Annotated in this window: 21 protein-coding genes and 1 pseudogene; 20 read left to right on the top strand and 2 right to left on the bottom strand. The window is 66.5% G+C overall.

Annotation, left to right across the window (positions count from 1 at the left end; translation table 11 throughout):
* The first annotated feature begins 4 nt into the window (after nucleotides 1-4).
* The 9 genes from AC1EJR_RS00735 to metC all read left to right on the top strand — a co-directional run bounded on the left by AC1EJR_RS00735 (nucleotide 5) and on the right by metC (nucleotide 8,009).
* Nucleotides 5-1,285: an LLM class flavin-dependent oxidoreductase gene (locus AC1EJR_RS00735; RefSeq protein ID WP_441591237.1), complete on the top strand. Its 1,281-nt coding sequence runs from the start codon at nucleotides 5-7 to the stop codon at nucleotides 1,283-1,285.
* 159 nt (nucleotides 1,286-1,444) lie between these two features.
* Nucleotides 1,445-2,440 carry a tripartite tricarboxylate transporter substrate binding protein gene (locus tag AC1EJR_RS00730; RefSeq protein ID WP_092294006.1) on the top strand — a complete coding sequence of 332 codons (996 nt, stop codon included), beginning with the start codon at nucleotides 1,445-1,447 and terminating at the stop codon, nucleotides 2,438-2,440.
* A gap of 101 nt (nucleotides 2,441-2,541) precedes the next feature.
* Nucleotides 2,542-3,366, top strand: coding sequence for a transporter substrate-binding domain-containing protein (locus AC1EJR_RS00725; RefSeq protein WP_092294008.1), 825 nt, complete (start codon nucleotides 2,542-2,544; stop codon nucleotides 3,364-3,366).
* 11 nt (nucleotides 3,367-3,377) lie between these two features.
* The gene (locus tag AC1EJR_RS00720) at nucleotides 3,378-4,256 is read left to right on the top strand and encodes a transporter substrate-binding domain-containing protein (protein WP_092294010.1); all 879 of its coding nucleotides are present in this window, start codon (nucleotides 3,378-3,380) and stop codon (nucleotides 4,254-4,256) included.
* Nucleotides 4,253-4,411, top strand: coding sequence for a hypothetical protein (locus AC1EJR_RS00715; protein WP_441591236.1), 159 nt, complete (start codon nucleotides 4,253-4,255; stop codon nucleotides 4,409-4,411). The genes AC1EJR_RS00720 and AC1EJR_RS00715 overlap by 4 nt, the downstream gene beginning before the upstream one ends.
* On the top strand, nucleotides 4,408-5,154 hold the full coding sequence (locus AC1EJR_RS00710) for an amino acid ABC transporter permease (protein WP_092294012.1): 747 nt from the start codon (nucleotides 4,408-4,410) through the stop codon (nucleotides 5,152-5,154). The genes AC1EJR_RS00715 and AC1EJR_RS00710 overlap by 4 nt, the downstream gene beginning before the upstream one ends.
* Nucleotides 5,144-5,956 carry an amino acid ABC transporter permease gene (locus AC1EJR_RS00705; RefSeq protein WP_441591235.1) on the top strand — a complete coding sequence of 271 codons (813 nt, stop codon included), beginning with the start codon at nucleotides 5,144-5,146 and terminating at the stop codon, nucleotides 5,954-5,956. Before AC1EJR_RS00710 ends, AC1EJR_RS00705 begins: the two co-directional genes overlap by 11 nt.
* Nucleotides 5,943-6,797, top strand: a complete 855-nt coding sequence (locus AC1EJR_RS00700) for an amino acid ABC transporter ATP-binding protein (RefSeq protein ID WP_477113133.1) — start codon at nucleotides 5,943-5,945, stop codon at nucleotides 6,795-6,797. Before AC1EJR_RS00705 ends, AC1EJR_RS00700 begins: the two co-directional genes overlap by 14 nt.
* A 12-nt stretch (nucleotides 6,798-6,809) precedes the next feature.
* A complete protein-coding gene (gene metC / locus AC1EJR_RS00695; RefSeq protein ID WP_454758114.1) occupies nucleotides 6,810-8,009 on the top strand; it encodes a cystathionine beta-lyase in 1,200 nt (399 codons plus the stop codon).
* Between the two features lie 102 nt (nucleotides 8,010-8,111).
* On the opposite strand, the pseudogene AC1EJR_RS00690 reads toward metC, so the two are convergent.
* Nucleotides 8,112-10,347: pseudogene (locus tag AC1EJR_RS00690) on the bottom strand (rhodanese-like domain-containing protein).
* Between the two features lie 324 nt (nucleotides 10,348-10,671).
* Here AC1EJR_RS00690 and AC1EJR_RS00685 point away from each other — a divergent pair.
* From AC1EJR_RS00685 to AC1EJR_RS00635, 11 genes are all read left to right on the top strand, one after another.
* Nucleotides 10,672-11,397 (top strand): GntR family transcriptional regulator, encoded by a 726-nt coding sequence (locus AC1EJR_RS00685; RefSeq protein WP_092294021.1) that lies wholly within the window; start codon nucleotides 10,672-10,674, stop codon nucleotides 11,395-11,397.
* Entirely contained in the window at nucleotides 11,394-12,134 is a 741-nt protein-coding gene (locus AC1EJR_RS00680; protein ID WP_092294023.1) for an ABC transporter ATP-binding protein, read from the top strand. The genes AC1EJR_RS00685 and AC1EJR_RS00680 overlap by 4 nt, the downstream gene beginning before the upstream one ends.
* A gap of 11 nt (nucleotides 12,135-12,145) precedes the next feature.
* Nucleotides 12,146-12,955, top strand: a complete 810-nt coding sequence (locus AC1EJR_RS00675; RefSeq protein ID WP_477113132.1) for an ABC transporter permease — start codon at nucleotides 12,146-12,148, stop codon at nucleotides 12,953-12,955.
* 9 nt (nucleotides 12,956-12,964) lie between these two features.
* Complete coding sequence (locus tag AC1EJR_RS00670) at nucleotides 12,965-13,990, top strand: ABC transporter substrate-binding protein (protein WP_477113131.1); 1,026 nt, start codon at nucleotides 12,965-12,967, stop codon at nucleotides 13,988-13,990.
* 72 nt (nucleotides 13,991-14,062) lie between these two features.
* Entirely contained in the window at nucleotides 14,063-15,070 is a 1,008-nt protein-coding gene (locus tag AC1EJR_RS00665) for a zinc-binding dehydrogenase (RefSeq protein WP_177219907.1), read from the top strand.
* A gap of 56 nt (nucleotides 15,071-15,126) precedes the next feature.
* Nucleotides 15,127-15,549, top strand: coding sequence for a PaaI family thioesterase (locus AC1EJR_RS00660; protein ID WP_092294031.1), 423 nt, complete (start codon nucleotides 15,127-15,129; stop codon nucleotides 15,547-15,549).
* Between the two features lie 6 nt (nucleotides 15,550-15,555).
* On the top strand, nucleotides 15,556-17,082 hold the full coding sequence (locus AC1EJR_RS00655; protein WP_477113130.1) for a class I adenylate-forming enzyme family protein: 1,527 nt from the start codon (nucleotides 15,556-15,558) through the stop codon (nucleotides 17,080-17,082).
* 30 nt (nucleotides 17,083-17,112) lie between these two features.
* Nucleotides 17,113-18,204: an ABC transporter substrate-binding protein gene (locus tag AC1EJR_RS00650; protein ID WP_255370788.1), complete on the top strand. Its 1,092-nt coding sequence runs from the start codon at nucleotides 17,113-17,115 to the stop codon at nucleotides 18,202-18,204.
* Nucleotides 18,201-19,544, top strand: coding sequence for an acyl-CoA thioester hydrolase/BAAT C-terminal domain-containing protein (locus AC1EJR_RS00645; protein WP_477113129.1), 1,344 nt, complete (start codon nucleotides 18,201-18,203; stop codon nucleotides 19,542-19,544). The genes AC1EJR_RS00650 and AC1EJR_RS00645 overlap by 4 nt, the downstream gene beginning before the upstream one ends.
* Nucleotides 19,541-20,299, top strand: coding sequence for an ABC transporter ATP-binding protein (locus AC1EJR_RS00640; RefSeq protein ID WP_092294039.1), 759 nt, complete (start codon nucleotides 19,541-19,543; stop codon nucleotides 20,297-20,299). The genes AC1EJR_RS00645 and AC1EJR_RS00640 overlap by 4 nt, the downstream gene beginning before the upstream one ends.
* A complete protein-coding gene (locus AC1EJR_RS00635) occupies nucleotides 20,289-21,074 on the top strand; it encodes an ABC transporter permease (RefSeq protein ID WP_441644903.1) in 786 nt (261 codons plus the stop codon). Before AC1EJR_RS00640 ends, AC1EJR_RS00635 begins: the two co-directional genes overlap by 11 nt.
* 189 nt (nucleotides 21,075-21,263) lie before the next feature.
* Here the strand turns inward: AC1EJR_RS00635 and AC1EJR_RS00630 are convergent, their stop codons facing one another.
* Nucleotides 21,264-25,139, bottom strand: coding sequence for an autotransporter domain-containing protein (locus AC1EJR_RS00630; RefSeq protein WP_477146794.1), 3,876 nt, complete (start codon nucleotides 25,137-25,139; stop codon nucleotides 21,264-21,266).
* Nucleotides 25,140-25,335: the final 196 nt, after the last annotated feature.

Below are 25,335 nucleotides of genomic sequence, written 5' to 3'. Positions count from 1 at the left end.
AATCATGAAACTTGGATTGTTCCTGCTCGCGGCCGGGCATCATGCGGCCGGTTGGCGATACCCAGGCGCCGAGTCTGGTACCGAGAACATCGACCTGGTCGTGCGTATGACACAGGCGGCCGAGCGCGCGAAGTTCGACATGGTGTTCTTCGGCGACCGGCTGCTGACTTCCGCCGACGCCCATCCTTCGATGATCACGCGCCCCGATCCGCTGGCCATGCTCGCTGCGCTGTCGATGGTGACCACACATGTCGGGCTGGCTGCCACCGCGTCGACGACATACAGCGAACCGTTCAACCTGGCGCGAACGCTGGCGACCATAGACAAGTTGTCGCGCGGCCGCGCCGCGTGGAACATCGTGACCACATTCGCGGACGGCTCGGTGAACTTCAGCCGCAGCCGTCACCCCGATCACGCCGAACGCTATGCCATTGCCGAAGAGTTCGTCTCGGTGATAAAGGGGCTTTGGCGCTCGTGGGATCCGGACCCGTACGTTCAGGACAAGGCTGGTGGCATCTATATCGACGTGGACAAGATGCACCCGCTGAACCACGAAGGCCGTCACTTCTCGGTCGCCGGCCCACTCAACGTCACGAACAGTGAACAGGGACAGCCCGTGCTGATCCAGGCAGGTTCGTCGGGCCCGGGCCAGGCATTGGCCGCGCGTCATGCGGAAGTGGTTTTCACCGCGCAACAGGACCTCGAATCGGCGACCGAGTTTGCAAACGGCCTGCGCCGGCAGGTGGCTGAAGCGGGACGCGATCCGCGTCATTGCCTGATCATGCCCGGCCTGATGCCGATCATCGGCGCGACCGAGGCAGAGGCACACGACAAGCTCGCGCAACTGCAGTCCTTCACCGACCAGTCGAATGCGTTGGCCATCCTGGCCGAGCAACTCGCCGTCGACGTGTCTGGCTTCGCGCTCGACGCGCCGCTGCCGCCATTGCCCGCGCAGGTCGTCGTGCATAGCCGCAGCGCGTTGCTCATCAGGCTGGCGCGTGACCGCGGGCTAACGCTGCGCCAGCTCTATCATCTGGTGGCCAGTGCGCGCGGCCACCAGATCGTGGTTGGCACCGCCGCACAGGTGGCCGACCACATGATCGAATGGGTGCGTGCCGGCGCCGCCGATGGCTTCAACATCATGCCCGCCTATTTCCCCGGTGGATTTGAAGACTTCACGCGCGAGGTGGTGCCGATCCTGCAAGCTCGCGGAGCGTTCCGACGCGACTATGAGGGCCGCACGTTGCGGGACCATCTTCAATTGCCACTTCCGCAGGGTCGTTGACGCCACGTTGAGCGTGCAAGTCGGGCGCGCATATCCAAGTACGAAAAGATTTGTTCGTATTGGATGCATCCCTCCATAAGCTGATTGGTCCGCGACATTGCTTGACTGCATGCCGACATCGTGTCGGCAGGCGTGTCCGGACTCATACTGGCTTTCATCATGCTGCGCCGCAGACTGCTCGACACATTGAAATCCGCACTGGTGGCCTTTGCCTGCTCCGCCTGCGCAACCGCCGCCATCGCCGACACGCCGGCCGACAGCTTTCCGGCCAGGACCGTCCGCATCATCGTACCGGTGTCGGCTGGCGGCAGCGCCGACAAGCTGGCCCGTACATTGGCGCAGAAGCTCAGCGAGCGGTGGCACCAGAGCGTGGTGGTCGAAAACGTGTCCGGCGCCAGCGGCACAATTGGCGCGGCCCAGGTGGCCCGCGCCACGCCGGACGGCTACACGTTGCTGCTGGGCGGCGAAGGCGTAACGCTAAATGCTTCGCTGTTCAAGCGGCTGCCCTACGACACGCGGCACGCATTCCGTGGCGTGACCAAGGCTGTCGTCAGCCCGCAGATCCTGGTCGTCCGTCCCGACCTGGGCGTGAGAACCTTCGGCGAGTACCTGGCGCTGACGCGGCGCAAGCCCGGCGAACTCGCGCTGGGATTGCCCGGCAATGGTGGGATCGCCCACGTCGCGCATGAAATGCTGTCGCGCCAGCTCGGCATCGAGGTCAACTACATCCCATACCCCGGCGGCGGCCCTGCCACGCTTGATCTGCTCGGTGGCCATATCGACGCCACACTGATCACGCTGGCCGCCGTCACCGACTACGTGCGCAACGGACGCCTGACCGCGCTCGCCGTCACCACGCCCTACCGTTCGAAGGCGCTCCCGCAAGTGCCCACGATGGCCGAATCCGGTGCACCGGGCTTCGCGGTGGAAAGCTGGCAGGGCCTGCTTGCCCCGGCCGGCACGCCAACCGAGGTTGTCGAGCGCATCAACCGCGATGCCACGGCCGTGCTGACCCAGCCGTCCACCAGGCAGCAGCTTGAAGAGGCCGGCTTTGTTGTGGTGGCCTCTTCGGCGCGGGCGCTCGACGACACGCTATCGAAGGATTTGCCCCGATACGCGGCGGTCATCGTATCTGCCGGGATCACGCTGAACTAGCTGCTGCGCACCGCCGCCGCACCCCTTCATGGGAATCTCCCTTGCTGTGCAGCGATGCCTTTTCCAGGCGCCGGCTGACCAGCTTCCACTACCCAAGCCTCATGACAACCGACCACACCCTGCGCGCCATCGCCGCACTCGCGTTCACCCTCCTCGCCACGCAGCCGGCGCACGCTGATGCCACGCTCGACAAGATCAAGCAACGCGGCAAAGTTGCCATCGGCGTGCTGGTCAACGGGGGCCCTTTCGGATCGATCGATCCTGCGACCCAGCAACTGATCGGCTGGAATCCCGAACTTGCCCGCGACCTCGCCCGGCGGCTAGGCGTGGAAGCTGAACTCGTACAGGTCAATCCGTCGAACCGCGTGCAGTTCCTGCAGGCAGGCAAGGTAGACCTGCTGATCGCCTCGATGGAGTACAACGCCGATCGCGGTGAGCTGCTGTCCTATGCGCCCACGCCGTTCTATCGCGTGGGCGGTACCGCCGCGGCGCTCAAGACCAGCGGCATCCATCAATGGGATGACCTTCGCGGGAAGACCGTCTGCGCATCGCAGGGCAGCAGCTTCGTGAAGCCGCTGCAGGAGCAATACGGCGCCCAGGTACGCGGTTTCAAAACCGCATCCGAATCGCTGCTGGCCTTGCGTGGCGGCCAATGCGTGGCGGCGGTCCATGACGCCACGCTGATCCATCCGCTGCTGCGTACCAATGCCGAGTGGGCCGGCTACGCAGCGCCGATTCCGACCGAGATCCTGCCCGCGCCATCGGTGGTCTGGGCGCGCAAGGGGGAGGCGGATACCGTCGCCGCAGTAGACAAGGTCGTGCAGGAATGGCACCGCACGGGCTGGCTGATCGGCACGGAGAAGCGGCTTGGCATTACGCCGCCGCAGCCACTGCTGCCCGAGTTGCAAGCCAGGTACAAGGGTTGAGGGGGCGCCCGATGGACAAGCGTCTCGTATCGAGCGCCCTGCTCCTGGCTGGGGTCGCGCTGGCGCATACCGCATGGGCTGACGCCACGCTCGACAGGATTCGGCAGCGCGGCAAGCTGTCGGTGGGCATCGATGGCGCCAGCCCGCCATTCGGCCTCCTCGACACTGCGACCGGCAAGACCGGCGGCTACCAGACGGAACTGGCGGCAGACCTGGCCCGGCGCCTTGGCGTGCAACTTGAGACCGTACCGGTAACCGCATCCACGCGCGTGCAGTTCCTGCAGGCCGGCAAGGTCGACCTGCTCGTGGCCAACATCCAGTGGACGCAGGAACGCAGCGAGATTCTGAGCTTCGCGCCCACGCCCTACGACCTGGTCGGCGGCGGCGCGATGGTGTCCAGGCAAAGCGGCATCAAACGCTGGGAGGATCTGCGCGGGAAAGTGGCCTGCGTATCTCAGGGCAGCAACTTCGCGAAGCCGCTGGCCGAACAGTACGGCGCCATCGTCAAGGGCCTGCGCGGCATTCCGGAATCCCTGCTGGCGCTCAAGGGGGGCACGTGCGCGGCGTCAGTGCATATCCAGCCAGCGCTGTACCAGACGCTGACCGGCCCCAACAAGGCCGAGTGGACCGCCTTCGCGCTGGCCACCGAAGATCAGTTGATCCCTTCCCCAACCGTCGTGTGGACGCGGCGCGGCGAACAGGACACCGTGGCGTTTGTCGACACGGCCATCCGCGACTGGCATCGCACCGGCTTCCTGCTCAGCCAGGCCCGCAAGTTCGGCGTGCCGGACGGTGCCTATATCAGGGCCGCCCACGACCATGCCCGCCAGGGCAAGTTCGACGTGGCGCCGCAGGATTTCACGGTCTTCACGGAAAGCCGGAAACCATGACCACGCCGTCCATTACGTCGTCCCAGCGTGCCCGTCGCGTCCGGCTGTCGCCGATTGCGGCCGCCGGGCCGCGCCATGTGCTGGAAGCGGCATTGCGGCGCATCGCGCAGGCCGTGGGCACGCTGCGCCCCGCGCCAGCGGAGGCGCGCCCATGATTGACGCCTGGATCGTCTCCGTCATCGCCGCCCTCAAACCGTTGGGCCTGAACTATGCGTTCGTGCTGGACACCACGGAGCGCACCGCGTTTCTCCACGGATTGGTCGTCACGCTGCAACTCTGCGCACTGACGATTCCGTGCAGCCTGGTAGCTGGCGCGGTCCTGGCCGCGCTACTCACGTCCGGCAAGGCGGCCCTGGCCACGCCAGCGCGTGCGTTCGTCGAACTGACGCGTAACACGCCCACGCTGGTACAGCTCTATTGCGGCTTCCTCGTGCTGAACATGCTGATTACCCAGCATCTGCACAACTTGGGCAGCAGCAATCCGCTGACGCCGTTCTTCTGGGTCGTCGCCGTCGTCTCGCTGCACAAGGCCGTGTTTCACGCCGAGGCGCTCCGCGCCGGCATCGAAGCCGTGCCGGGGGCCACACTGGAAGCCGCGCGCTCGCTGGGGTTCTCCCGCCGGCAACTGCTGCTGCAGGTCGAATTGCCGCTGGCCGTCCGATTCGCGCTGCCCGCGCTGGTCAACAACCTCGTCGACCTGGTCAAGATGACTGCCGTCGCGTCGGCCATCGCCGTCGGCGACGTCACGTACGAGTCCATCATGATCTGGACCCAGCGCGACAATGTGCTGGAGCTGCTGCTGTTGATCCTGGCATGCTTCGGATTGCTGACCTGGCTGGTCAGCCGAACAGGACGCTGGCTGGAACTACGCTTGAGGATGCCCGGCTATGGCCAGTAATCCGCTCGCCCTGCGCTGGCGCGTGGCGCCCAACCCCGTCAGGAGCGCCCTCCTCAGCCCCTGGGCGCTCGCCGCCGTGTGCGTGCTGGCCGTGGTCGGATTCTGGACCGCGACCGGTAGCACCCCGGCTGTATTCCGCAATCTCTGGACCTGGTCACCCGCGCTGCTGCGCGGCATGGGGGCCAATATCGAGATCAGCATCCTTGCGATGGCGCTCGGCACACTGGCCGGCCTGGTCATCGGGGCGCTGTCCCTGTCCACCTATCCTTGGGTACGCCACATGGCGCGTCTGTGGGTACAGGCGTTCCGCAACGCGCCCATCCTGGTGCTCGTGTACTTCACCACCTACGTGTTCCCGTTCGAGCTTCACATCGCCCATTGGACCGTGCCGTTCCCGGACTGGATCAAGGTCGTGCTGGGTCTCGCACTCCCCGCCAGTGCCAATGTGGCCGAGATTTTCCGCGGCGCGATCCAGTCGATTCCAAGTGCTCAGTGGGAGGCCGCCCAGTCGCTGGCGTTCCGTCGCAGCCAGATTTTCCGGCTCATCGTACTGCCGCAGTGCCTGCGACGCATGCTACCGCCGTGGATGAACCTGTACGCGAGCATCACCATGAGCACGTCGTTGGCCTCCCTGGTTGGCGTGCACGACGTGGTCGATACCGCCCAAGTGGCCAGCAATACCGTGGCCCGCACCGATTTCACGGTGCTGGTCTACTTCACGCTGCTGGGCCTTTTCTTTGCTTACTGCTATCCGATCGCGCGCGCCACGCGTGCGCTGGAGCGTCGTCATGACCGCCACTGATTCCTTCCTGCGCAGCCGGCAGTCGCCGGCGCCGGCCGCACCGCTTGTCGCGCTGCACGATGTCCACCTGACCTTCGGCGACAACAGCGTGCTCAAGGGTATCGACGTCGAGGTACGACGCGGCGAGGCCGTGACCATCATCGGGCCGTCCGGTTCGGGAAAGAGCACGATCCTGCGCTGCATCACTGGCCTGCTGCGGCCGCAGCAGGGGCAGATTCGCGTTGGCGATACCGTGGTGGAGACCCTGTGCACCGAAGACGAGCTGATTGCGCTGCGCAAGCGCGTGGGCTTTGTCTTCCAGCAGTACAACCTGTTTCCGCACCTGACCGTGCTGGAGAATCTGGTGATCGCGCCCACTCGCGTGAATGGCCGCACCCGCCGCGAGGCCGAGCAGGAAGCCCATGCGCTGCTGGGCAAGGTGCGGCTGTCGGACAAGGCACACGCCTATCCGGGCGAGCTGTCGGGCGGTCAGCAGCAACGGGTGGCGATTGCCCGGGCGCTAGCCATGCGCCCGGAGCTGATGCTCTTCGACGAGGTGACGTCTGCGCTCGATCCCGAAACCGTTGGCGAAGTGCTGACCGTTATCCGTGAACTGGTGGAAGACGGCATGACCTGCGTGCTGGTGACGCACGAAATGCGTTTCGCGGCCGAAATCAGCGACCACATCTATTTCACCGAGGCTGGTCGCATCGTCGAGCACGGTCCGCCCGAGCAGATCTTCGGCGCTCCCCGCCACGAACGCACGCGCGCATTCCTGCGCCGGGCGCTGGGCGCCATCCCGCGCCTGCCCGCCGGATTCAATGCCGCGTTCGCCCCGGCATCCGCAACCATCCAAGGCTGACAAGGACGATCGATGAGCCAGAATTCCGCAGACGGCATCCACACGCGGCTACTGCATGCCGGCGCACCGCGCCTGCGCAACGGCGTCGGCCCCGTCAACGTCCCTGTGGTGCGTACCAGCACGGTGCGCTTCGAGGATATCGAGACGCTGGCCGACCGTCAGCACCGCCGCTCACACGGCGAGCGCATTGCCACCTACGGTCGCCACGGACTCGACACGCATGAGGCGCTGGAAGACGCGCTGTGCACGCTCGAAGGCGGGCATCGTGCATTCCTCACGCCGTCCGGATTGTCGGCGATTACGCTGGTGCTGCTGGCGCTGCTCGGTCCGGGCGATCATGCGCTGGTTTCCGACACGGTCTACGCACCACTGCGTCGGGTTGACCAGACACTGCTGCAGCGGCTGGGCGTGCAGATTCAGTACTTCTCGCCCGCACACGACAACCTTGATGCATTGATCCGCACCAATACGCGGCTCGTGTACGTGGAGTCGCCGGGTTCCTTGCTGTTCGATGTCCTGGATCTGCCTGCCCTGACCGCCATTGCCCGCGCGAGGGGCGTTCCCGTGGCCATCGACAACACGTGGAGCGGCGGCTGGTTCCTGCAGCCGCTGCGGCTGGGGGCCAATATCTCGATCCAGGCTGCAACCAAGTACATCGCTGGCCATTCCGACGTGATGCAAGGGGCAGTCGTGGTCGACGGCCAGGCAGTGGCGGACCGCATCGCCAACGCGCACGAAGCGCTGGGCCTGACGATTGGTGCCGATGACGCCTACCTGGCATTGCGCGGACTGCGCACGCTGCCCGTACGGCTCGCGCAGCACCAGCGTAACGCCACCGAGGTAGCGCAATGGCTACAGCGGCAGCCGCAGGTCGCCCGGACCTTCTATCCTGCGCTGCCCGAAGACCCCGGCCACGCGCTCTGGAGGCGCGATTTCACCGGCGCCAGTGGGCTGGTGTCGTTCGCTCTGCTGGGGACAGACCATGCCGCCGCCGGCCGTCTGGTCAATGCCTTCCGGCTGTTTTCGATCGGCGCTTCGTGGGGCGGCTACGAGAGCCTGGCACTGGTGGCGCCGGCCGAACGGCTCAACGCATCCCGAACTTGGCAGGAACATGGCAACAACGCCCCGGTCATCCGTCTGCATGTCGGCCTGGAAGATCCGCGCGACCTGATCGCGGATCTTCAGCAAGCTTTCCAACGCACCATCGCCTGAGGAAAGCATGCGCGACATCGACCCATTCGCCCGAGACACGCGGCGGCGGCCAAGGCGGCTCTGCCAGGTGTATGCGCACGCCGTCTGGCGTGGCAGTTCGATTCAACTCGCCGTCTCGGCCGCCGCGATCAGGCGGATGCCGATGTCGCCCTCGCGCCCCAGTTGTTCCACGAGATTGACCTCCCAGTMGAGATACGCCTGGAAGCCGGCATTCCGTTGCGCGACATCGGAATGCTGATACGGGCTGAACCAGTAGTCGTCGTCGCCGGTCAGCACCCGCTCGCCACCCGTTCCCACGGGTAGCCCTGCAKCCACCCACGCCTGCGTACCGCCGCTTAGGTAGCGGGTATCACGGCCAGTACGCGCCACCAGTTCCGCGGCTACCGCGCGCGAGCACACCATCCGACGAAGTGATCAGGATGACGTGATCTGCCGGAATGTCGGCAATCAGCGCTTCCAGCCGGTCTGGCACAGCGAAATACGCGCCCTCTGCATGGCGCTTCTCGTAGGCGGATCGTCGCTCCACATCGAACAACCTTGCCGTGCCGGACGCCAGCCGTTGCGACGCCTGCTGCGCCGACACCGGCGCGGCAGGCGGTTGCGATATCAGCACGCGCACCGGCTCCGGGCCGGTCACGAGACCCGCATGGGCCTGAGGAGCGTAGACGAAGACCTCGTAGCCRCCTAGCTGCGCCAGCCACGCGGCCGTGGTCAGCGCGCGCACGCCGTCGAAGTCCGCCAGAACAATGCGCGCACGGCGCGTGGCCAGGTACTCGTCGGTCGCCTGCACCAGTTGCCCGCCTGGGGCCCAGCGCCAGCCGGGCAGATGGCCCCCCTCATACTCGCTGCGCGTTCGCACATCGAATCGGTACAGCGTACGCGTCTGCGACACTGCCTCCAGTCGTTCCAGGCCGGCGGCGTCGATCCTCTGTACACCCGCGCGCGCGGCCACATGCTCGGCGCGAGCACGGGCGCCATCGAGCGTTGTGGCGGATGGCTCCGGCAGCGGCGTCACGCGCCCCTTCGCCAGCATCCGGCCAGACAGCAACCAGGCCATCGTACCGTCCTTGAGCGACGCCACCGGGTTGGGAATGCCCGCATCGATCAGCGTTTGCGCGCCCACAATGCTGCGCGTGCGGCCCGCGCAATTGACCACCACAAGCGTGTCGGGGTTCGGCGCAAGTTCGCCAATTCGGTAGACCAGCTCCGCACCAGGCAGGCTATGCGCGAACGGGAGGCTGAAATCGGCAAACTCCTCGGTGGTGCGGCTGTCGACCACAACGATGTCGTCGCCTTCTTCGATACGGCTGTGCAGCTCGTCGACGTCGATCCAGGGCGTATGCTTCTCGTGCTCGATGACCTCGCCGAACGCCTTGCTGGGAACGTTGCTGCCCGTGAACAGCTCATTCCCGGTCGCAGCCCAGGCGGCGACGCCACCTTCGAGCACGGACACATTGCCCCAGCCCAGGCGTACCAGCTTTGCGGCCGCCTGGTGTGCGAGCGCGTCGGCATTGCCGCCGCCGTCGAGCAGTACGATGCGCGTGTCGCGTCTTGGCACCAGGCGATCGATCAGCAGTTCCAGGCGCCACAATGGTGCGGACGCCGCCAGCAGCGGATGGCCCTTCGTATGGACGCCAGTTTCGCGAACATCGAGCAGCGCGATCTCCTGCCCATCGGCCAGCGCCTCCTTCAGCGCTGCGGCCCCGATCACGGGCGCGGCCAGCCGGCGCGGCGGGCCAAAGTGGCGGTACGTGCCGCCGGCCTTGCTTTCGAACACCACGCGGCCTGCCAGACGATCCAGCGCCAGCCCGTAGAAGTGCAAATGCAGCCCTTTCTCCTCACCGATCAGTTCGATTGTGTGTACGTCGTCCGGCAGCAACGTCACGGAGGTGCCAACCACGACATCGAATTCGTCGATCTCGTGCAGTGTGTCGCGCGCCGGGTCATCGGTCCCCTCACGCGCGTAGAAGTTGTTCCGTTCGCGGCCACTGATGCCGGCAATGATCGCCCATGTGGTGTGATCGTGCGGCGGTTGCGCCTTGCCTGGCAGCCCGGCTGACACATACAGCGCGAACCTGCCGTCGATATCCTCGGCCAGGCGGTAGACCTGTGCCGGGTTGCTGGCGGACACCGGAAAATGCTCACCTGGAAACAGTTCGCGTTCCTGGCCGAGTGCCTCCAACGCCCGCGCAACCGGTTCGAGCCCAGCCTTGTCGGTCACAGCAGTGCTTCCGAGCAGGCGGCGCGCTTCGGCGATGAATCCGGCTACGGCCCGGTGACGGCGGCTGGCGATGTCGGTTCCTGCTGCAGCAGGGAAAGATGTCTGAGATGCGGTCATGTCGAAGGGCCAAAGGGTCGGATGGGGACAAGCTACCGACTCTAGGGCCTGCCGCGTGCGCAAGGAACGAACAAACACGCACAAGGTTATGCGTGATTGGCAATAGGCCGCGGCGTGATGAGCATCGGCCAGAAGACCCATGTGGCCCGTGCCACGATGTCAGCCTGAGCATCCCACAAGCCTGAACTGCCCAGTCATAGCAGCCCCTTCATATGCTTCTGTAAATCTGTTCGTTTGCTTCCCCACAGCCCGGCCCTAAGCTACGCCCATGTATTGCAAGGCGGACATGAATGCCGCCAGACGACCGCCAAGGAGCAACGAACAATGAGCGTGCAGGCTGGAATTGCAGAGGAGACGCAGGACGCCAGCCTGGGCCTGGCCGCCTACGCGGCACTGCGCCGCGACATCCTGTCCTGCAAGCTCGTGCCAGGCACGCTGGTCACCGAAGGCGAGCTGATGACGAGCTACGGCTTCGGCAAGAACAGTTGTCGCATTGCGCTCACGCGGCTAGCCCACGACCGCCTGATCTTTGCCCGGCCACGTCGCGGCTACCAGGTGGCGCCCATCACGCTCAAGGATGTGGAGGAAGTCTTCGCCCTACGTGTACAGCTGGAACCGATGGCGGCCCGGCTCGCCATCGGCCGCGTCGATACGGGGCTGCTGCATGGGCTCGAGGCGGCTTGCCGCGATGAGTACGCGATTCCGGCACCACGCCGCATCGACAAGTTCATGGACGCGAACAAGCAATTCCACCTTGCCATCGTCCAGGCTACTGGCAACGAGCGGCTGACGCGCACGCTGTCGTCGCTGATGGACGAGATGTCGCGGCTCGTCGCGCTCGGCTTCAATGTCCAGCGCGTGCGTCCGGAGATCCGCCATGACCACAGTTCGCTGATCAAGGCGTTCGAGGATCACGACGAGAAGGCCGCCGAAACGATTGCGCGCCGTCACATCGAGGCATTCCGCACTCAGACCATGGAAAAGGTCTACGCCAGCTTGTCGCAGGCCGGCACATCCCTCCCCCTGCGTGTTGTGGGAAATTTCGCATGAATCCGCCCATTCTGTCTGCGCTGGGGATCGTTAAGCGCTTTGGCGCCATCACGATTCTGGATCGTATCGACGTGGCCGTGCGCCGCGGGGAGGTACTTGCACTGGTGGGTCCGTCTGGCTGTGGCAAGAGCACGCTGCTGAACATCCTGTCTGGGCTTTTGACCCCAGACGCCGGCCAGCTCGCGGTGGACGGCGTGCCCGCGACGCAGGTTTCTGACTGGCGCCGTATCGGCTACATGTTCCAGGAAGATCGGCTGCTGCCGTGGCGCAGCGTGCGCGACAACGTCGCGTTCGGCCTCGAAGCCAGCAGCCTCTCGCGGGCCGGCCGTCGCCGTCGGGCAGACGAGATGCTCGAACTCGTCGGCCTGCACGCCCGGGGCGATGCCTGGCCGCACGAGCTGTCGGGTGGCATGCGCAGCCGCGTAGCGCTGGCCCGCAGCCTGGCCGTGCAGCCCGAAGTCCTGCTGATGGATGAGCCGTTCTCCAAGCTCGATCCTCAGACCCGCAGCCAAATGCATGAGGAACTGCTGCGCATCCAGGCGTGCAACCGCATGACCGTCGTCTTCGTCACGCACGATATGGAAGAAGCCGTGGTGCTGGCCGATCGCGTGATCCGGCTTGCAGCGCGGCCCGGCCGCGTAGCCGACGTGGTCAACCTGGAAGAACTGCTCCGGCCACGTGTCCCCACCGAGCCGGTCGTGGCAGAACAGGTGCGCGTACTGCGCGCCGCTGCATGAGGAAAGGCATCGTGACAACGGCCGCTTCCCGTCATCTCGCCACGCTGGTGCTGCAACGCCTGCTACTGGTGGCCCTGCTGCTGGGGCTGTGGTGGTGGGGCGCTACGCGCGTGCCGTCGTTCGTGCTGCCGGGCCCGGAGAAAGTCGGCTTGGCCCTGATTTCGCTGTGGCACAGCGACACCTTCGCCGCCGACGTGGCCGCCACGTGCCGACGCGTACTGTCCGGTTTCGTGCTGGCCACCTTCGTTGGCAGCGGCCTGGGACTGACGCTGGGCGCAAGCCGCGTCCTGGCCCGCTTCTTTGAACCGGTACTGACGGTCTTCAACACCGTGTCGTCGGCCATCTGGGCCATCTTCGCCATCATCTGGTTCGGCATTTCCGATGCTACGACGGTTTTTGTCGTGTTCATGACGGCCATGCCACTGATCCTGACCAATGTCTGGGAAGGCACCAAGACCGTCGATCTCCACTATGTCGACCTGGCACGCAGCTTCCGCATGTCTCGGCTCCAGGTGCTGCGCAAGATCTACGTGCCGACAATCCTGCCGCATTTCTTCGCCGGCGCGCGACTGGCGTTCGGGTTCGGCTGGCGCGTATCGCTTGTGGCCGAGACGATCGGGTCGTCCAGCGGCATCGGCTATCGGCTGCGGCAAGCCGCCGACCTCGTGCAGACGGACCAGGTATTCGCGTGGACCGTCCTGCTCGTCGGCCTGATGCTGCTGCTCGAAGGCGGCTTGCTGAAGCCCGCGGAACGCTGGTTGTTCCGCTGGAAGGCAGCGGCGCGGCAATCGTCTATCCCCTCCGTTTCCTTCCAAGCCTGAGACTTCATCGTGCGCAAACTACTGTCAGCGGCCGCCGCCGCGTTCTCCGCCTATTCCGCATTCATCGCGCTCTCCTACGCCGCGATCACCCCTGCCACGGCCAGTGCCGCCGAGCCGGCGTACACCGTCAAGATCGGCTATTGGACCAGCGGCGTCAGCCTCGGCTATGGGTCGGTTCTCGAAACCAAGGATTTCCTGGCCAAGCGTGGCGTGCGCGCCGAGTTCGTTCACTTTCCCGACGTCAACGCGCCGCTGCGGGCGCTGGCTTCCGGATCGATCGACCTTGCGTTCGGCGCACCCGTAGCCGGGGTGTTCGGTACCGCCGCATCGGGCGTGCCCATCCGCATCTTTGCCGCGACACAGCCAGCCGATGTGCAGTTCGTCGTGCCAAAGGATTCACCGATTCAGTCGATCCGTGAGCTAAAGGGAAAGAAGGTGGGCATGTCGCCCGCCGGCTCCTCGGTCGCGGTAATTGCCGGGGCCGTGCTCGCCGGGAACTATCAGATCAGGAGCGGCGACTTCGCGCTGGTCGGTGGCAACGAATCGCGCCTCGCGCAGTTCCTGGTCCAGAAGCAGGTGGATGCGGCGGCGCTGCGCTCGGTCACCGTGGAGCAACTCGGCGACGAACTGCCGGTACGCAAGCTGGGCACGTTCGCCACCGAATGGAAGACGCTGACACAGTCCGATGCCGTGCCCTACATCGGCGTGGGCGCTGCGCGCGCCGATCTGGTCGACAACCATCCGGAAGTGGTGGCACGCGTGATTGCTGCCTTGCGCGACACGCTGGCCTGGGGCAACGCAAATCGCGACGAAGTCGTTCAGATCCTGCAGAGGAAGGCCAACCTTCCGGCGGACGATGCCAAGGTCTATGTCAGCCACTGGAACGATATGAACCGCGTGACCTTCGAGCCCGCGGACATCGCCACGCTGCGCCGCCAGCACGCCGTGTTCGTCGAATCCGGCCTCGTCAAGGGCGAACTGAAGGACGATCTGTTTGCCCTCAAGCCCTATGCGCAGGCCAAGGCGCTCAAGTAAGCCCGCCTGACTGATTCCACCTTTTCCATTCCGCCTTCCCATCCCCCAAAGGAATCCATCGTGACTCAATCCATGCAAGCGCTGGTGCTCGACGCACACGGCACCGTCGAAGAACGGCTGCGCGTCGTCGCCGACAAATCCGTACCCAAGGCCGACGAAGGCCACGTCGTGATCAGCGTAGGGGCGTCGTCCTTCAACTATCACGACGTCTTCACCGTCCACGGCATGCCCGGCATCAAGGTGCCGTTTCCTGTGGTGATCGGCCTGGATCTTGCCGGCACGATCACCGAACTGGGCGCCGGCGTGACCGGGTGGAAAGTCGGCGACCGCGTACTGGTGAACCCGCTCAAGCCTGGCGTGGGCCTGATGGGCGAGATGACCGATGGCGGCATGGCACAGTTCGCGCGCGTGGATGCACGTCAGTTGATCGCCCTTCCCGACAACGTCACGTTCGCGCAGGCCGCCGCACTGCCGGTGGCCTACGGCACGGCACATCGGATGCTTGTTACCCACCAGACCGTCAAGGCCGGCGACAAGGTGCTGGTACTAGGCGCCAGCGGAGGCGTGGGAACGGCCACGGTACTGCTGGCAAAGATGCTGGGCGCTGAAGTCATCGCTGCGGCGGGATCCGACGACAAGGGTGCGCGACTCAAGGCACTGGGCGCTGACCACATCATCAACTATCGCGAGGTCGATTTCGGCAAGTGGGTCATCGAGCGCTACGGCAAGCCGCAGCGGCGTACCTTCGATGGCGGTGTCGACGTCATCGTCAATTTCACCGGAGGCGATACGTGGCTGCCCTCGATCAAGAGCCTCAAGCGCGGCGGCACGCTGCTCGTCTGCGGGGCCACAGCCGGCCATGACCCGAAGGAAGACCTGCGCTACGTCTGGAGCTTCGAGCTGAACATCAAGGGGTCGAACAGCTTCTACGACGACAACCTCAAGGCCCTGCTGGCACTGGTTGCCGACGGCAAGCTCGATCCGGTGATCGACAGCGTGCTCCCGCTGGACCAGGCCGCCAAAGGGCTGGCACTGATCCGCGACCGCGCCGTGCTGGGCAAGGTCGTGGTGACGCCTTAAGGCATCGACGCAAGCCGCCTTCGCACACGCCTCCCTACCGACATCGATACGAGAACATGACACAGACCACCACCCTCCCCTCCGCCGCAGAGGTACAGGCACGATTGCTCCGCGGCCCTTATCACCAATGGCTCGGCCTGCAGGTCGAATCCGTCTCCGAAGGCGAGATCACGTTGACCGCGAAGTTCCGCGACGAATGGATCGTCAACCCTGACGGCGGCTACATTCATGGCGGCATCCTGGCCGCGCTGGTCGACCTTGGCGCTGACTGGGCGCTGGTTTCGCACACCGGCAAGGGGGTGCCGACGGTGGACCTGCGCGTGGACTACCATCGCCCGGCGCGCGGCGATCTGAAGGTCGTGGGCACGGTCATCAAGACCGGGCGCCTGGTGAGCGCAGCCGAGGCCAATGTCTACGACGCCGAAGGCCGTCTGGTGGCCAGCGGCCGGGGCGTTTACGCCACGCCTGCGCAGGCTTGACGCATCATGGCAGCTGAAGCGCACGCGGCACAGGGCCGCAATCTCGGGAGCGTGATTGCCCGCGACGCCGATCCCGCCACGCTGGCCATCGTCGGCGTCGGCGCGAACGGGGAGGCAACCCAACATACGTACGGCGCCATCGATGCCGCCGCGGACGCCATTGCGCGCGGCCTGCTCCGGCGGGGCCTGGTGCAGGGCGACCGCGTCGCGCTGCTTGGCGTGAATTCAGTCGACTACGTCGTGTCACTACTCGGCATCATGCGCGCCGGATTGATCGCGGTGCCGGTGAATTTCAAGCTGCCACAGGCACTGGTCGACTATATCGTCGACGACAGTGGCGCAAAGCTTGTGCTGTGCGACAAGGCGAAACACGCGCAGGTGCCCGCCGGCGCGCCCGTCATCGCGTTCGGCTCATCCGAATACGCGGCMCTGAGTTCGCCGAGCGGCGATACATCGCCTTTCACGCCGTACGCGCCCGCCGATGAAGACCTGGCGCTGCTGCTCTATACCTCCGGCTCCACGGGGCGGCCCAAGGGTGTGCGCCTGAGCCACGCCAGCCACCTCTGGGTGGTGCGGGCACGCCAGGCCAGCACACCGCTGACCAACGAGCGCGTGCTGATTGCCGCGCCGCTGTACCACATGAATGCGCTGGCGCTGATCCTGCTGGCGTTGGCCTGCCACGCGCCATTGGTGCTGCTGGACCAGTTCCAGGCCGCTGCCTATATCGATGCGATCGGACGCCACCAATGCACCTGGCTGACCGCTGTGCCGCCGATGATCGCGATGATGCTGCGCGAGCATGAATTGCTGGCCCGCACCGATCTGAGCAGCGTGCGGGCAGTACGCATGGGATCTGCGCCGGTCAGTCCCGCGCTGAAGGCACAGATTCATCAGTTGCTGCCCAATGCGCGCGTCATCAACGCCTATGGCACCACCGAGGGCGGCCCCGTGGTCTTCGGCCCACATCCCGATGGGCTGCCTACGCCAGCGCAATCAGTCGGCTATCCGCATCCCGCCGTGGCGATGCGGCTCATCGACGAGCGGGGTCAGGCGGCCGATGAAGGCGTGCTGGAGTTGCGTAGCCCCGGACTGATGCTGGGCTACCACCAGCGTGCGGAATTGCGGCCCTTCACCGATGACGGCTATTACATCACCGGCGACGTGTTCCGCCGCGATGCCGATGGCTTCTACACCTTCGTGGGCCGGCGCGACGACATGTTCGTCAGCGGCGGCGAGAACCTTTACCCAGGCGAGATCGAGAAGGCGCTGGAGAGGCACGAAGCTGTGCAGCAGGCCAGCGTAGTCCCGGTTCCCGATGAGATCAAGGGCACCAAGCCGGTGGCATTCGTGGTGCTGCGTCCAGGCATCGCGCCGCCCACCGAGCACGCGCTGCGCCAATGGTCGCTGACACAGCTGGCCGCCTATCAGCACCCGCGGCAGATCTGGTATGTCGATGCGCTGCCGCTGGCCGCCACGCAGAAGATCGACCGGCGCGCACTGGCCGACGAAGCCGTGCGCCTACTGGTTCCATAACACCCCCCCGATTGCAATCCGCAGGAGTCCATGATGTTGTTCTGCAAGCCGGCGCGCGCCGGCGCCATCCTCGCCGCGCTCGGCACCACCGCTCTCTTCGCCACCTCGGCCCAGGCGCTCGATGAAGTCACGGTGGCGCTGGCCATTCCCCCGGCTGTCCACGACGGTGCGCCGTATGCCGCCGCCGAAGCGCTGGGCCTGTTCAAGGAGGCCAACCTTAGCGTCAAGACGATCGTCTTCCAGGGTGCTGGCGCCCTGCTGCCCCAGGTGGCGGGCAAGCGCGTGACGTTCGGCTATCCAACATCGGAACCGGTCATCGCGAGCTATTTCTCGGGCAAGGACCCGCTGCCACTGCGCTATTTCTATAACGGGGTCCCAGGCAATACGATGGAGTTTGCCGTGCTGGCCGATTCGCCGATCCGCACCCTGGCCGACCTCAAGGGCAAGCAGATCGGCGTGGGCGCGCTGACATGGGGCACGATTCCGGGCGGCCGCGCGGCGCTGCGCATCGCAGGCCTGGAGCCGGGCAAGAACGTCGAGTACGTGGCAGTGGGCGCGCTCGGAGCGGGGTTCCAGGCGCTGCGCACCCATCGCGTTGATGCGCTGAACTTCAACAGCAGCTGGGACGACATGCTCGAGTTCTCCGGCACAAGGATCCGGCGCATCGCGTATCCGGCGGTGTTCCAGGAGACGGCCGGCAACGGCTTCATCGCGCACGTCGATACCCTGCGCGACCAGCCCGACCTGGTGCGCCGCTTCGGCCGCGCCTACACCCAGGCCCAGATCGTTTGCGAGGCGAATCCCGCATTCTGCGTCAAAGCGTTCTGGCAGCAGCATCCGGAGACCAGACCGGCCGGCGACGAAGCCAGGCAGCTCGCCGAGGCGTCCGAACTGCTGACGCGCCGGCTGAAGCGCGTGCTTTACACGCCGTCGGGCACGCTTCGCGTGCCGGGCCAGTACGATCTGCCGGCCATCCAGCGCGGCATCGATGCCATGGCCAAGGCCGGCGAATATCCCAGCGCCGACGTGCCGGTACAGAAGATCTTCTCGAACGAGTTTGTCCAGGCGTTCAGCGACTTCGATCGCGCCGCGCTGGTACGTCGCGCAAAGGCAGCCCAATGACCCGGCATCTGCACGCGCGAATCGATATCGCGCCGGCTGACGCGCTGGTGGATGTGCCGCGCGAGATCACGCTGCGAGGTTTCAACGGCGACGAATGCGTGGCCCTGGCCGCCACCTTGAACCATCCTGACGGCAGCCAGTGGGAAAGCCAGGCCGTGCTGACTGCCGATGCCGACGGCACGGTCTCGGTCAGCGCCACGGCTCCAGTCAGCGGCGACTGGATCGTTGCCGACGCCACCGCGCCGGTCTGGGCGATGCGGCGGCTGCGCGCCCCCACGCGCCCGGCATGGAGCGAAGGCACCGCACCGCTAGAGATCGCGCTGACAGCCACGGGCCAATATGGCGCACAGGCGCGCGCGCAATACACCTTGCGGTTCCTGGCGCCCGGCGTCACGCATCGGCCGGTACGCGAAGCGGGGCTTAGTGGCACGCTCTACACCCCGGCGAGCCCCGGCCCGCATCCGGCGGTACTGGTGCTTGCCGGTTCGGGCGGCGGGATGCACGAACAACGCGCCGCGCTGTACGCCTCGCACGGCTACGCGGCGCTGGCGCTCGGCTATTTCAAGGCACCGGGCAGGCCAGATCATATCGACGACACACCGCTCGAATACTTCGAAACCGCGCTACGCTGGATGCACGATCGCCTGGCGCCCCGGCACGGATTCGTTGCGATTTCAGGCGTGTCGCGCGGCGGTGAACTCGCGCTGCTGCTGGCGTCCTGCTTCCCTGCGCTGGTCTCGGCCGTCGTCGCGTACGTACCCAGCGCTGTGGTGCATGGCACGCTGCGCGCGGGCCATCCTGACAAGCCACGCGATGCCACCGCGTGGACATGGCGCGGCGCGCCGCTGCCCAATGTCTGGCGCGACAACCCCGACGCCGACTGGCACGCGTTCGATCATCCGCCCGCACCCGGCCAACCGGTACGTCAGGCAGCCGCTTTCCATACACCGCTGCGCAACGCCGGGGCCATGGCACGCGCCCGCATCCCCGTGGAAAACATCCTGGGACCCGTTCTGCTGATATCGGGCACCGATGACGGTTTCTGGCCATCCACGCTCTACAGTGACCAGGTGGCCGACGTACTGGGCCAGCGCAAGAACGGGGCGCCCGTAGAGCACGTGCGCGGCGAAGGCGCCGGACACGCAATCGGGCTACCGCAGTTGCCCGCAACGCTGATCGCAAAGCCGCACCCGGTGGCGGGCCTGCTGCTCGATGGCGGTGGCACCGCGATGGCTAACGCCAGGGCGAGCGCCATCTCTTGGGCACGGGTGGTCAATTTCCTCGCCGACGCCGAGCAGCGGTCGGCAAGCGGTCATGCTGTGGGAGCGCCCGCGTCATGAGCGCCGCACTCTCGATATGCGGCGTGGGTCTGACCTATCCGACGCGTTCCGGCCAGACCGAGGCCCTGTCCGACGTCGATGTGGAGATCGGTGAAGGCGAGTTCGTCGCCTTGCTCGGCCCCTCGGGATGCGGAAAATCCACGCTGCTGCGCCTTGCCGCCGGCCTGCTTTCACCGACGCGCGGACACATCGCACTGAATGGGCGGCCCGTCGAGGGGCCCAGCCGCAGCACCGGCGTGGTATTTCAGAAGCCGAGCCTTCTGCCCTGGAAGAGCGTACGCGAAAACGTGCTGCTGTCAGCACGCACGCAGGGACTGGACCCTGCCCGCGCAAAGGCCCGTGCGGATCAACTGCTCGACCTTGTCGGCCTGACCGCCTTCTCCGAAAACTATCCGTTCGAGCTGTCGGGCGGCATGCAGCAACGCGTCGGCATCGCGCGCATGCTGCTACCTGACCCCGCACTGCTATTGATGGACGAGCCTTTTGCCGCGCTGGACGCGCTGTCCCGGGAGACCCTGACCTTCGCGCTGCAGGACATCTGGAGCGTCCAGCGCAAGTCGGTGTTATTCATCACCCACAGCATTCCCGAGGCCGTGTTCCTGGCCGACCGAATCCTGGTCATGTCGCCCCGCCCTGGCCGCATCGTGGAGTCACTGCCAAATCCGCTGGCGCGCCCGCGCAGTCTCGACACGTTCGACAATCCGGAGTTCACTACGCTCACCCAGCATCTGCGGAGACATTTCAATGCCCACTGACACCGTGGCCCGGCGGCTGCCCGCACTGGTCTATCCCGCCATCAGCATCGGCCTGCTGCTGCTCGCCTGGGATCAGGCCGTACGATGGCTTCAGATTCCCGACTACCTGCTGCCACCGCCAGAGGCGGTGTTTCGTTCGCTCGCAGATGGCTTTTTCACGGGCACGCTGTGGCCGCATATCGGCGCCACGCTGCTCAATACGGTGGCCGGCTTTGCGGTGGGCAGCGTGCTGGCCGTGGTACTCGGCGCGTTGCTGGCGGAATCCGAGACTTTCGAACGCTTTGTCTACCCTCTGCTGGTGGGCCTGCAAGCCACCCCGAAGGTAGCGCTGGGACCCATCCTGCTGGTCTGGTTCGGTTTTGGCGCAGCATCGAAGATTGTGCTGGTGGCCCTGGTCTGCTTCTTTCCGCTGTTCGTCAACACGGTCAACGGCATCCGGCGCACCGATCCCGAACTGCTCGAAGCGTGCCGCGCCTTCAGCGCTTCGCGCGGTTTCCTGCTCTGGCACGTAAAGCTGCCGGCAACGCTGGGCGACATCTTCTCCGGCTTGCAGATCGGCGTATCGCTGGCATTGATCGGCGCCGTGGTGGGCGAATTCCTCTCCGCGCAGCGGGGGCTGGGTTTCCTGATTGCGTCATCGTCGGTCAGCATGAACTCGGCCACGATGTTCGCGGGCGTATTGCTGCTTGCGCTGACAGGGCTCATTGGCGTGGAGGGGGTTCGGGCCGTCCACCGGCGCGTCGTCTTCTGGCATCCGACGGTACGGGGCCGATAGCAGCGGCGAGAAATCTAGACCAACAGACCGCGTGCGTCCGAGATCGGCCGTGGATTCAACCGGTCGACGGATCGTTGTCTCACTCCAGCCGACACCTGCGCCAGAGTGCAATGCGCCGCGCAAGGGAAATACAATCGGTGCTCTAAGGGATTTTAGGCAATCAGCTGGTGATCCACCGAAGCACGATGTTTAAAACCTCCACCGCAATCCCACCGTCCCGGTATGGTCCTGGTTGCCGCCGCCAAACTGCCCGGTATAGCGCAGGCCGAGCGTGGCCATGGGCGAGATGGCGAAATCGGCGCGCAGTTCGGCCAGGGCCGCGTTCTGGGCGATCGGGGCGCCCGTCACCGTGAACGGCTGGCTGCCGTCGAACGCCAGCGTTGTGGCCGGGCGTACGTCGCCGAACGCGTGGCGCCAGCCCGCCCCGACGTAGAACGCCGCGTCGGTGCCGCCAACCTGGACGCGCGCGCTGGTGCGCAGGCCGAGCGTGGTGGTGGTCAGCGTGTTGCTGTCGCCCGGGCTGTGCAGGGCCGTCGAGCCGCCCGTCTCCGCGAAGCTGCGCGTGCGTGTGTCGCTCCAGGCCACGCCGGCATACGGCTCGAGCTGGGTTGCCGCCGATAGCGGCATGGCGAAGCCGGCTTCCGTGAAGACCTGCGCCGTGCTGGCGTGATAGCTGGCCGTCAGGGACTGGACCGTGCTGCCCCCGAGGCTGGCCTGCCGGTCGGTGTCGGCGTCGTGCCAGCTATAGGCGGTGCCGAACAGCCATTTGAGCTTGCCGCCGCCGAGCGCGAAGGCGCGGCCGCCATATAGCGTGGCGCTGAAGGAATCGGTGATGGCGCGCGAGGACCGTTCGCTCACGCGCAGCGTGCTGTTGGCGTAGCCGAACGCCCCGCCGATGCGCCAGTCTTGCCCCACCGCCCCGTCGCCGCCGAGATAGAAGCCGCCAGTCTGCTGGCGCGCGCGCGCCGCATCGGCACTCCCATGGAAATTCTGCCAGTTGCCAAGCACCTCCACCCAGAGCGGCTGGGCGGCGGAAATGGGCAGCGCTGCGGCCGGCAGGGGGCCGCCTAGCTGGGCGATGGGCGCGCCGGGCAGCATGCCGGCGGACAGGCTGTCGTTCAAATGCGCCAGCGGCAGCGCCCGTGCGCCACCGGCCAGGGTCATCAGACCCGTGGCCACGCTGGCGTGGGCCTCCCCGGAGAGACTGTCGAAGACAGCCGGCGGCGCGCCCTCGGGCAACGTCACCACGGCTTCGTGCACCGGGTTGCTGTCCGACAGGGTCTCCAGTGCGTTGGCCACGGCACGCTGGTTGCCGGTGACCGCGGCGTCGGCAAAGCGCATCGGGCGCGGGGCGGCTCCGCCAATCCCGCCACCTGCGCCGCCACCCGTGCCCGGATCGACTGGCGAGACGGGCGATACAGGGTCCGTCACGTCCTTGCGCGCGAGTGCCAGGGTGACCTCGTTGGGGCCATATGTCAGCGTCGGGTCAAGGAACGCGTAGTTCGAACTTACCGACGCAAAGCGGCCCTGCACCGTCCCGGCCGTCAGGATGCTGTAGCGGCGCGTGGACGCGAAGTTGCCGTCGGGGCCGACATGGACCACCGCACCGCCGAGTGTGGCCGTACCGCTCACCGCCACGCGGTCGCTGGCCGACGAGGCCGGGTCGGCTTCCACGCGATAGGTCGAACCGGCGGCCAGCGTCAGGTCGCCGATGACGGTCAGCGTGCCGATGGAATTGCCCGGTGCCAGCGTGCCGCCCGATGCAATCACGGTACTGCCCACGCTGCCGGCGCCGCCCAGCGTGGCGCCGTTGTTGACCGTGACCGCACCCGCCACGCTGCCGTTCACGGCCAGCGTGCCCGCGTTCACCTTCGTCGCACCGGTGTAGGTATTCGTGCCGCTCAGCGTCAGCGTGCCGGTGCCGATCTTGATCAGACCGCCGCCGGTGCCGCCACCGGCCCCGCCATCCTCGATCGTGCCGCTCACGGTGGTGGAGGTGTTGTTGCTGCCCACGGTCAAGACGTTCTGGCCGAGCTGGAAGCGCCCCGCCCCCGCGATGGCGCCGGCGGTGATCCGGTGGTCGAAGGCCGGACCGGATGTGCCCGAGAAATCGACCCAGCCGCCCGCATCCGCCACCAGCGAGGCGTTGCCGGCGGTACTCCAGCCCCAGAACTCGGTATAGCTGCCACTGCGGGTGGTGACCTGGCTGTTTCCGCCGGTGCTGCCTTCCTGGAAGGACATCACGCCCCCGTTGTTGACGATTGTGGCATTGGCCGCCGTGCTGCTGCCGAGCAGGTACGTGAACCCGCCGAGGTTCGTCACCTGGGCATCGCCAAGCGTGCCGGCGCCGTACAGGTTGATGTAGCCGGATCGATTGACCACCTGCCGGCCGCCCAGGTCGAAGCCGCCGTTCAGGCGCAGCGTTGCGCCGCCAGCGACACTGACTGCACCACTGCCCAGCGCGCCGTTGACGTTGGCGATCAGCGTGCCGGCGCTGACCTGCGTGCCGCCGGCATAGGCGTTCACGGCGTTCAGTTCCAGCGTGGCGTTGCCGGTCTTGGTCAGGCCGCCGGGGCCGTCGATGACACCGTTGTGCGTCAGCGTGCCATTCGTGACCTCGAAGGTGCCGCCGCCGGCACCGAGCGTGGTGGCGCGCCCGGTGGTCATGGCTGCGGTGGTGCGCAGCGTGCCGCCGTTCAGCCCGAGCGTGCCAGCTGCCGCCCCAAGGTGGGCGTCGGACGAAATCGCCAGCGTGCCGCCCAGGATTTGCCAGCTCGTGATATCCGTGTTGCTACCGGCGAGGGTCCAGACCGACGCGCCGATTTTCTCGAAATGCTCGAAGCCACGATAAAGGCCGGCGTTGCCGATGCCGCCGGTCAGCGTGGCAGCGCCCGTGTCGCCAGCCAGCGCCAACGTGTCGTCAGTGCCGTAGGCCTCGATGCTCCCCACGAAGCTGTTGGTCCAGAACTCGAAACGGTTCGTGCCGCCCGTGAACTGGACCGCCGCCGCGCCGGGGCCGCTTGCTACGATGGTCCCCTTGTTGACGATGGTCAGGTTGCTGCCGCGCACGCCCACGCCGGACGCACCCGTAGTGCCGTTCGCGGCCGGCGAACCATCGAAGTTCATGCCACCCTGGCCACCCGCKCCCCCCGCGCCCCCCCTGATCGTGCCCTCGTTCAGCAGCGTGGAGCCGCTGGCCAGTTCCATGCCGCTKCCGCCCATGCCGCCCTTGCCGCCCACGCTGCCGTAGACATCGTAGACGCCGTCGCCGCCGTTGCCCCCGGTCCCGCCATTGCCACCCGCCACCACGGCATTTGCTTCGATATGTACCGTGGCTGCGCTGGTCAGCAACATGCCGACACCGCCGTCGCCGCCGTTGCCCGCGCCTTGGAGGCCCGCGATCGGCTTCGACCCGCCGCCGTTCCCGCCATTGCCGCCCCGGCCGCCGGACACCCCGCCGCCCGCCTTCACCACGATCTCGGTACCGCCCGCGTGGATCAGGCCGTACCCACCTTCGCCACCGCCGCCGCCGCCCCCCTGATACGCTACCGGCAAATAGCCGTCATCGCCACCGTTGCCACCCTTGCCACCACTGCCGCCGAACACGCCGGTGGAGATGGTGGTCGGCACGGCACCCATCACCATGCCATCCGCGCCACCCCCGCCGCCACCGCCGCCGCCGCCTGCGTACGAGGCATTGTCGAAGTTACCGTTGCCACCGTCGCCACCACCCTGGCCCGGCGCGGTACCCGCTGCGCCCGCCAGCCCCCGCGGCATCGCCTGGGACGCGTTGATGCCGCCCGCCCCACCGGCCGCGTTGCGCGCGCCGCCCCCGCCGCCGGTGCCGTCGCCATCGGGCACGGTCAGCCCACTCTGGMCAGCCTGGCCCGAAGCGACGCCGCCCAACMCGCCCGGCAGGTTAAAGCTGTAGCCCCCGGCGCCACCATTGCCGCCAGCGGCCTGCGCCGGCGACCCGGAAAGGGACATCATGAGGATGGCAACAGCGCCGGCAATGGCGCGCAGGCACGGCTGTTCACCGGCGGTGAGGCTCGAATGTCTTGTCATGCGGATTTGCGGCCGGCCAGGCCGGCGACCCTTTTCCCTGCGCGGCGACCAGCGGCTTGCCGCCTATGCGTGCGCTTTCATTGTTTTAATGTGCAGGCGGGCGCCCGTGCGAACATCAGTGGCATCGGCAAAAAGCCGAAACGGTGCACGAGATGGCCCMCTCGGGGCGGGATTTTCGCAATTTTGCGAATAGAAA

The organism is Cupriavidus sp. 05T42 (assembly GCF_056396345.1).
This window is presented reverse-complemented; position numbering and strand designations above follow the sequence as displayed.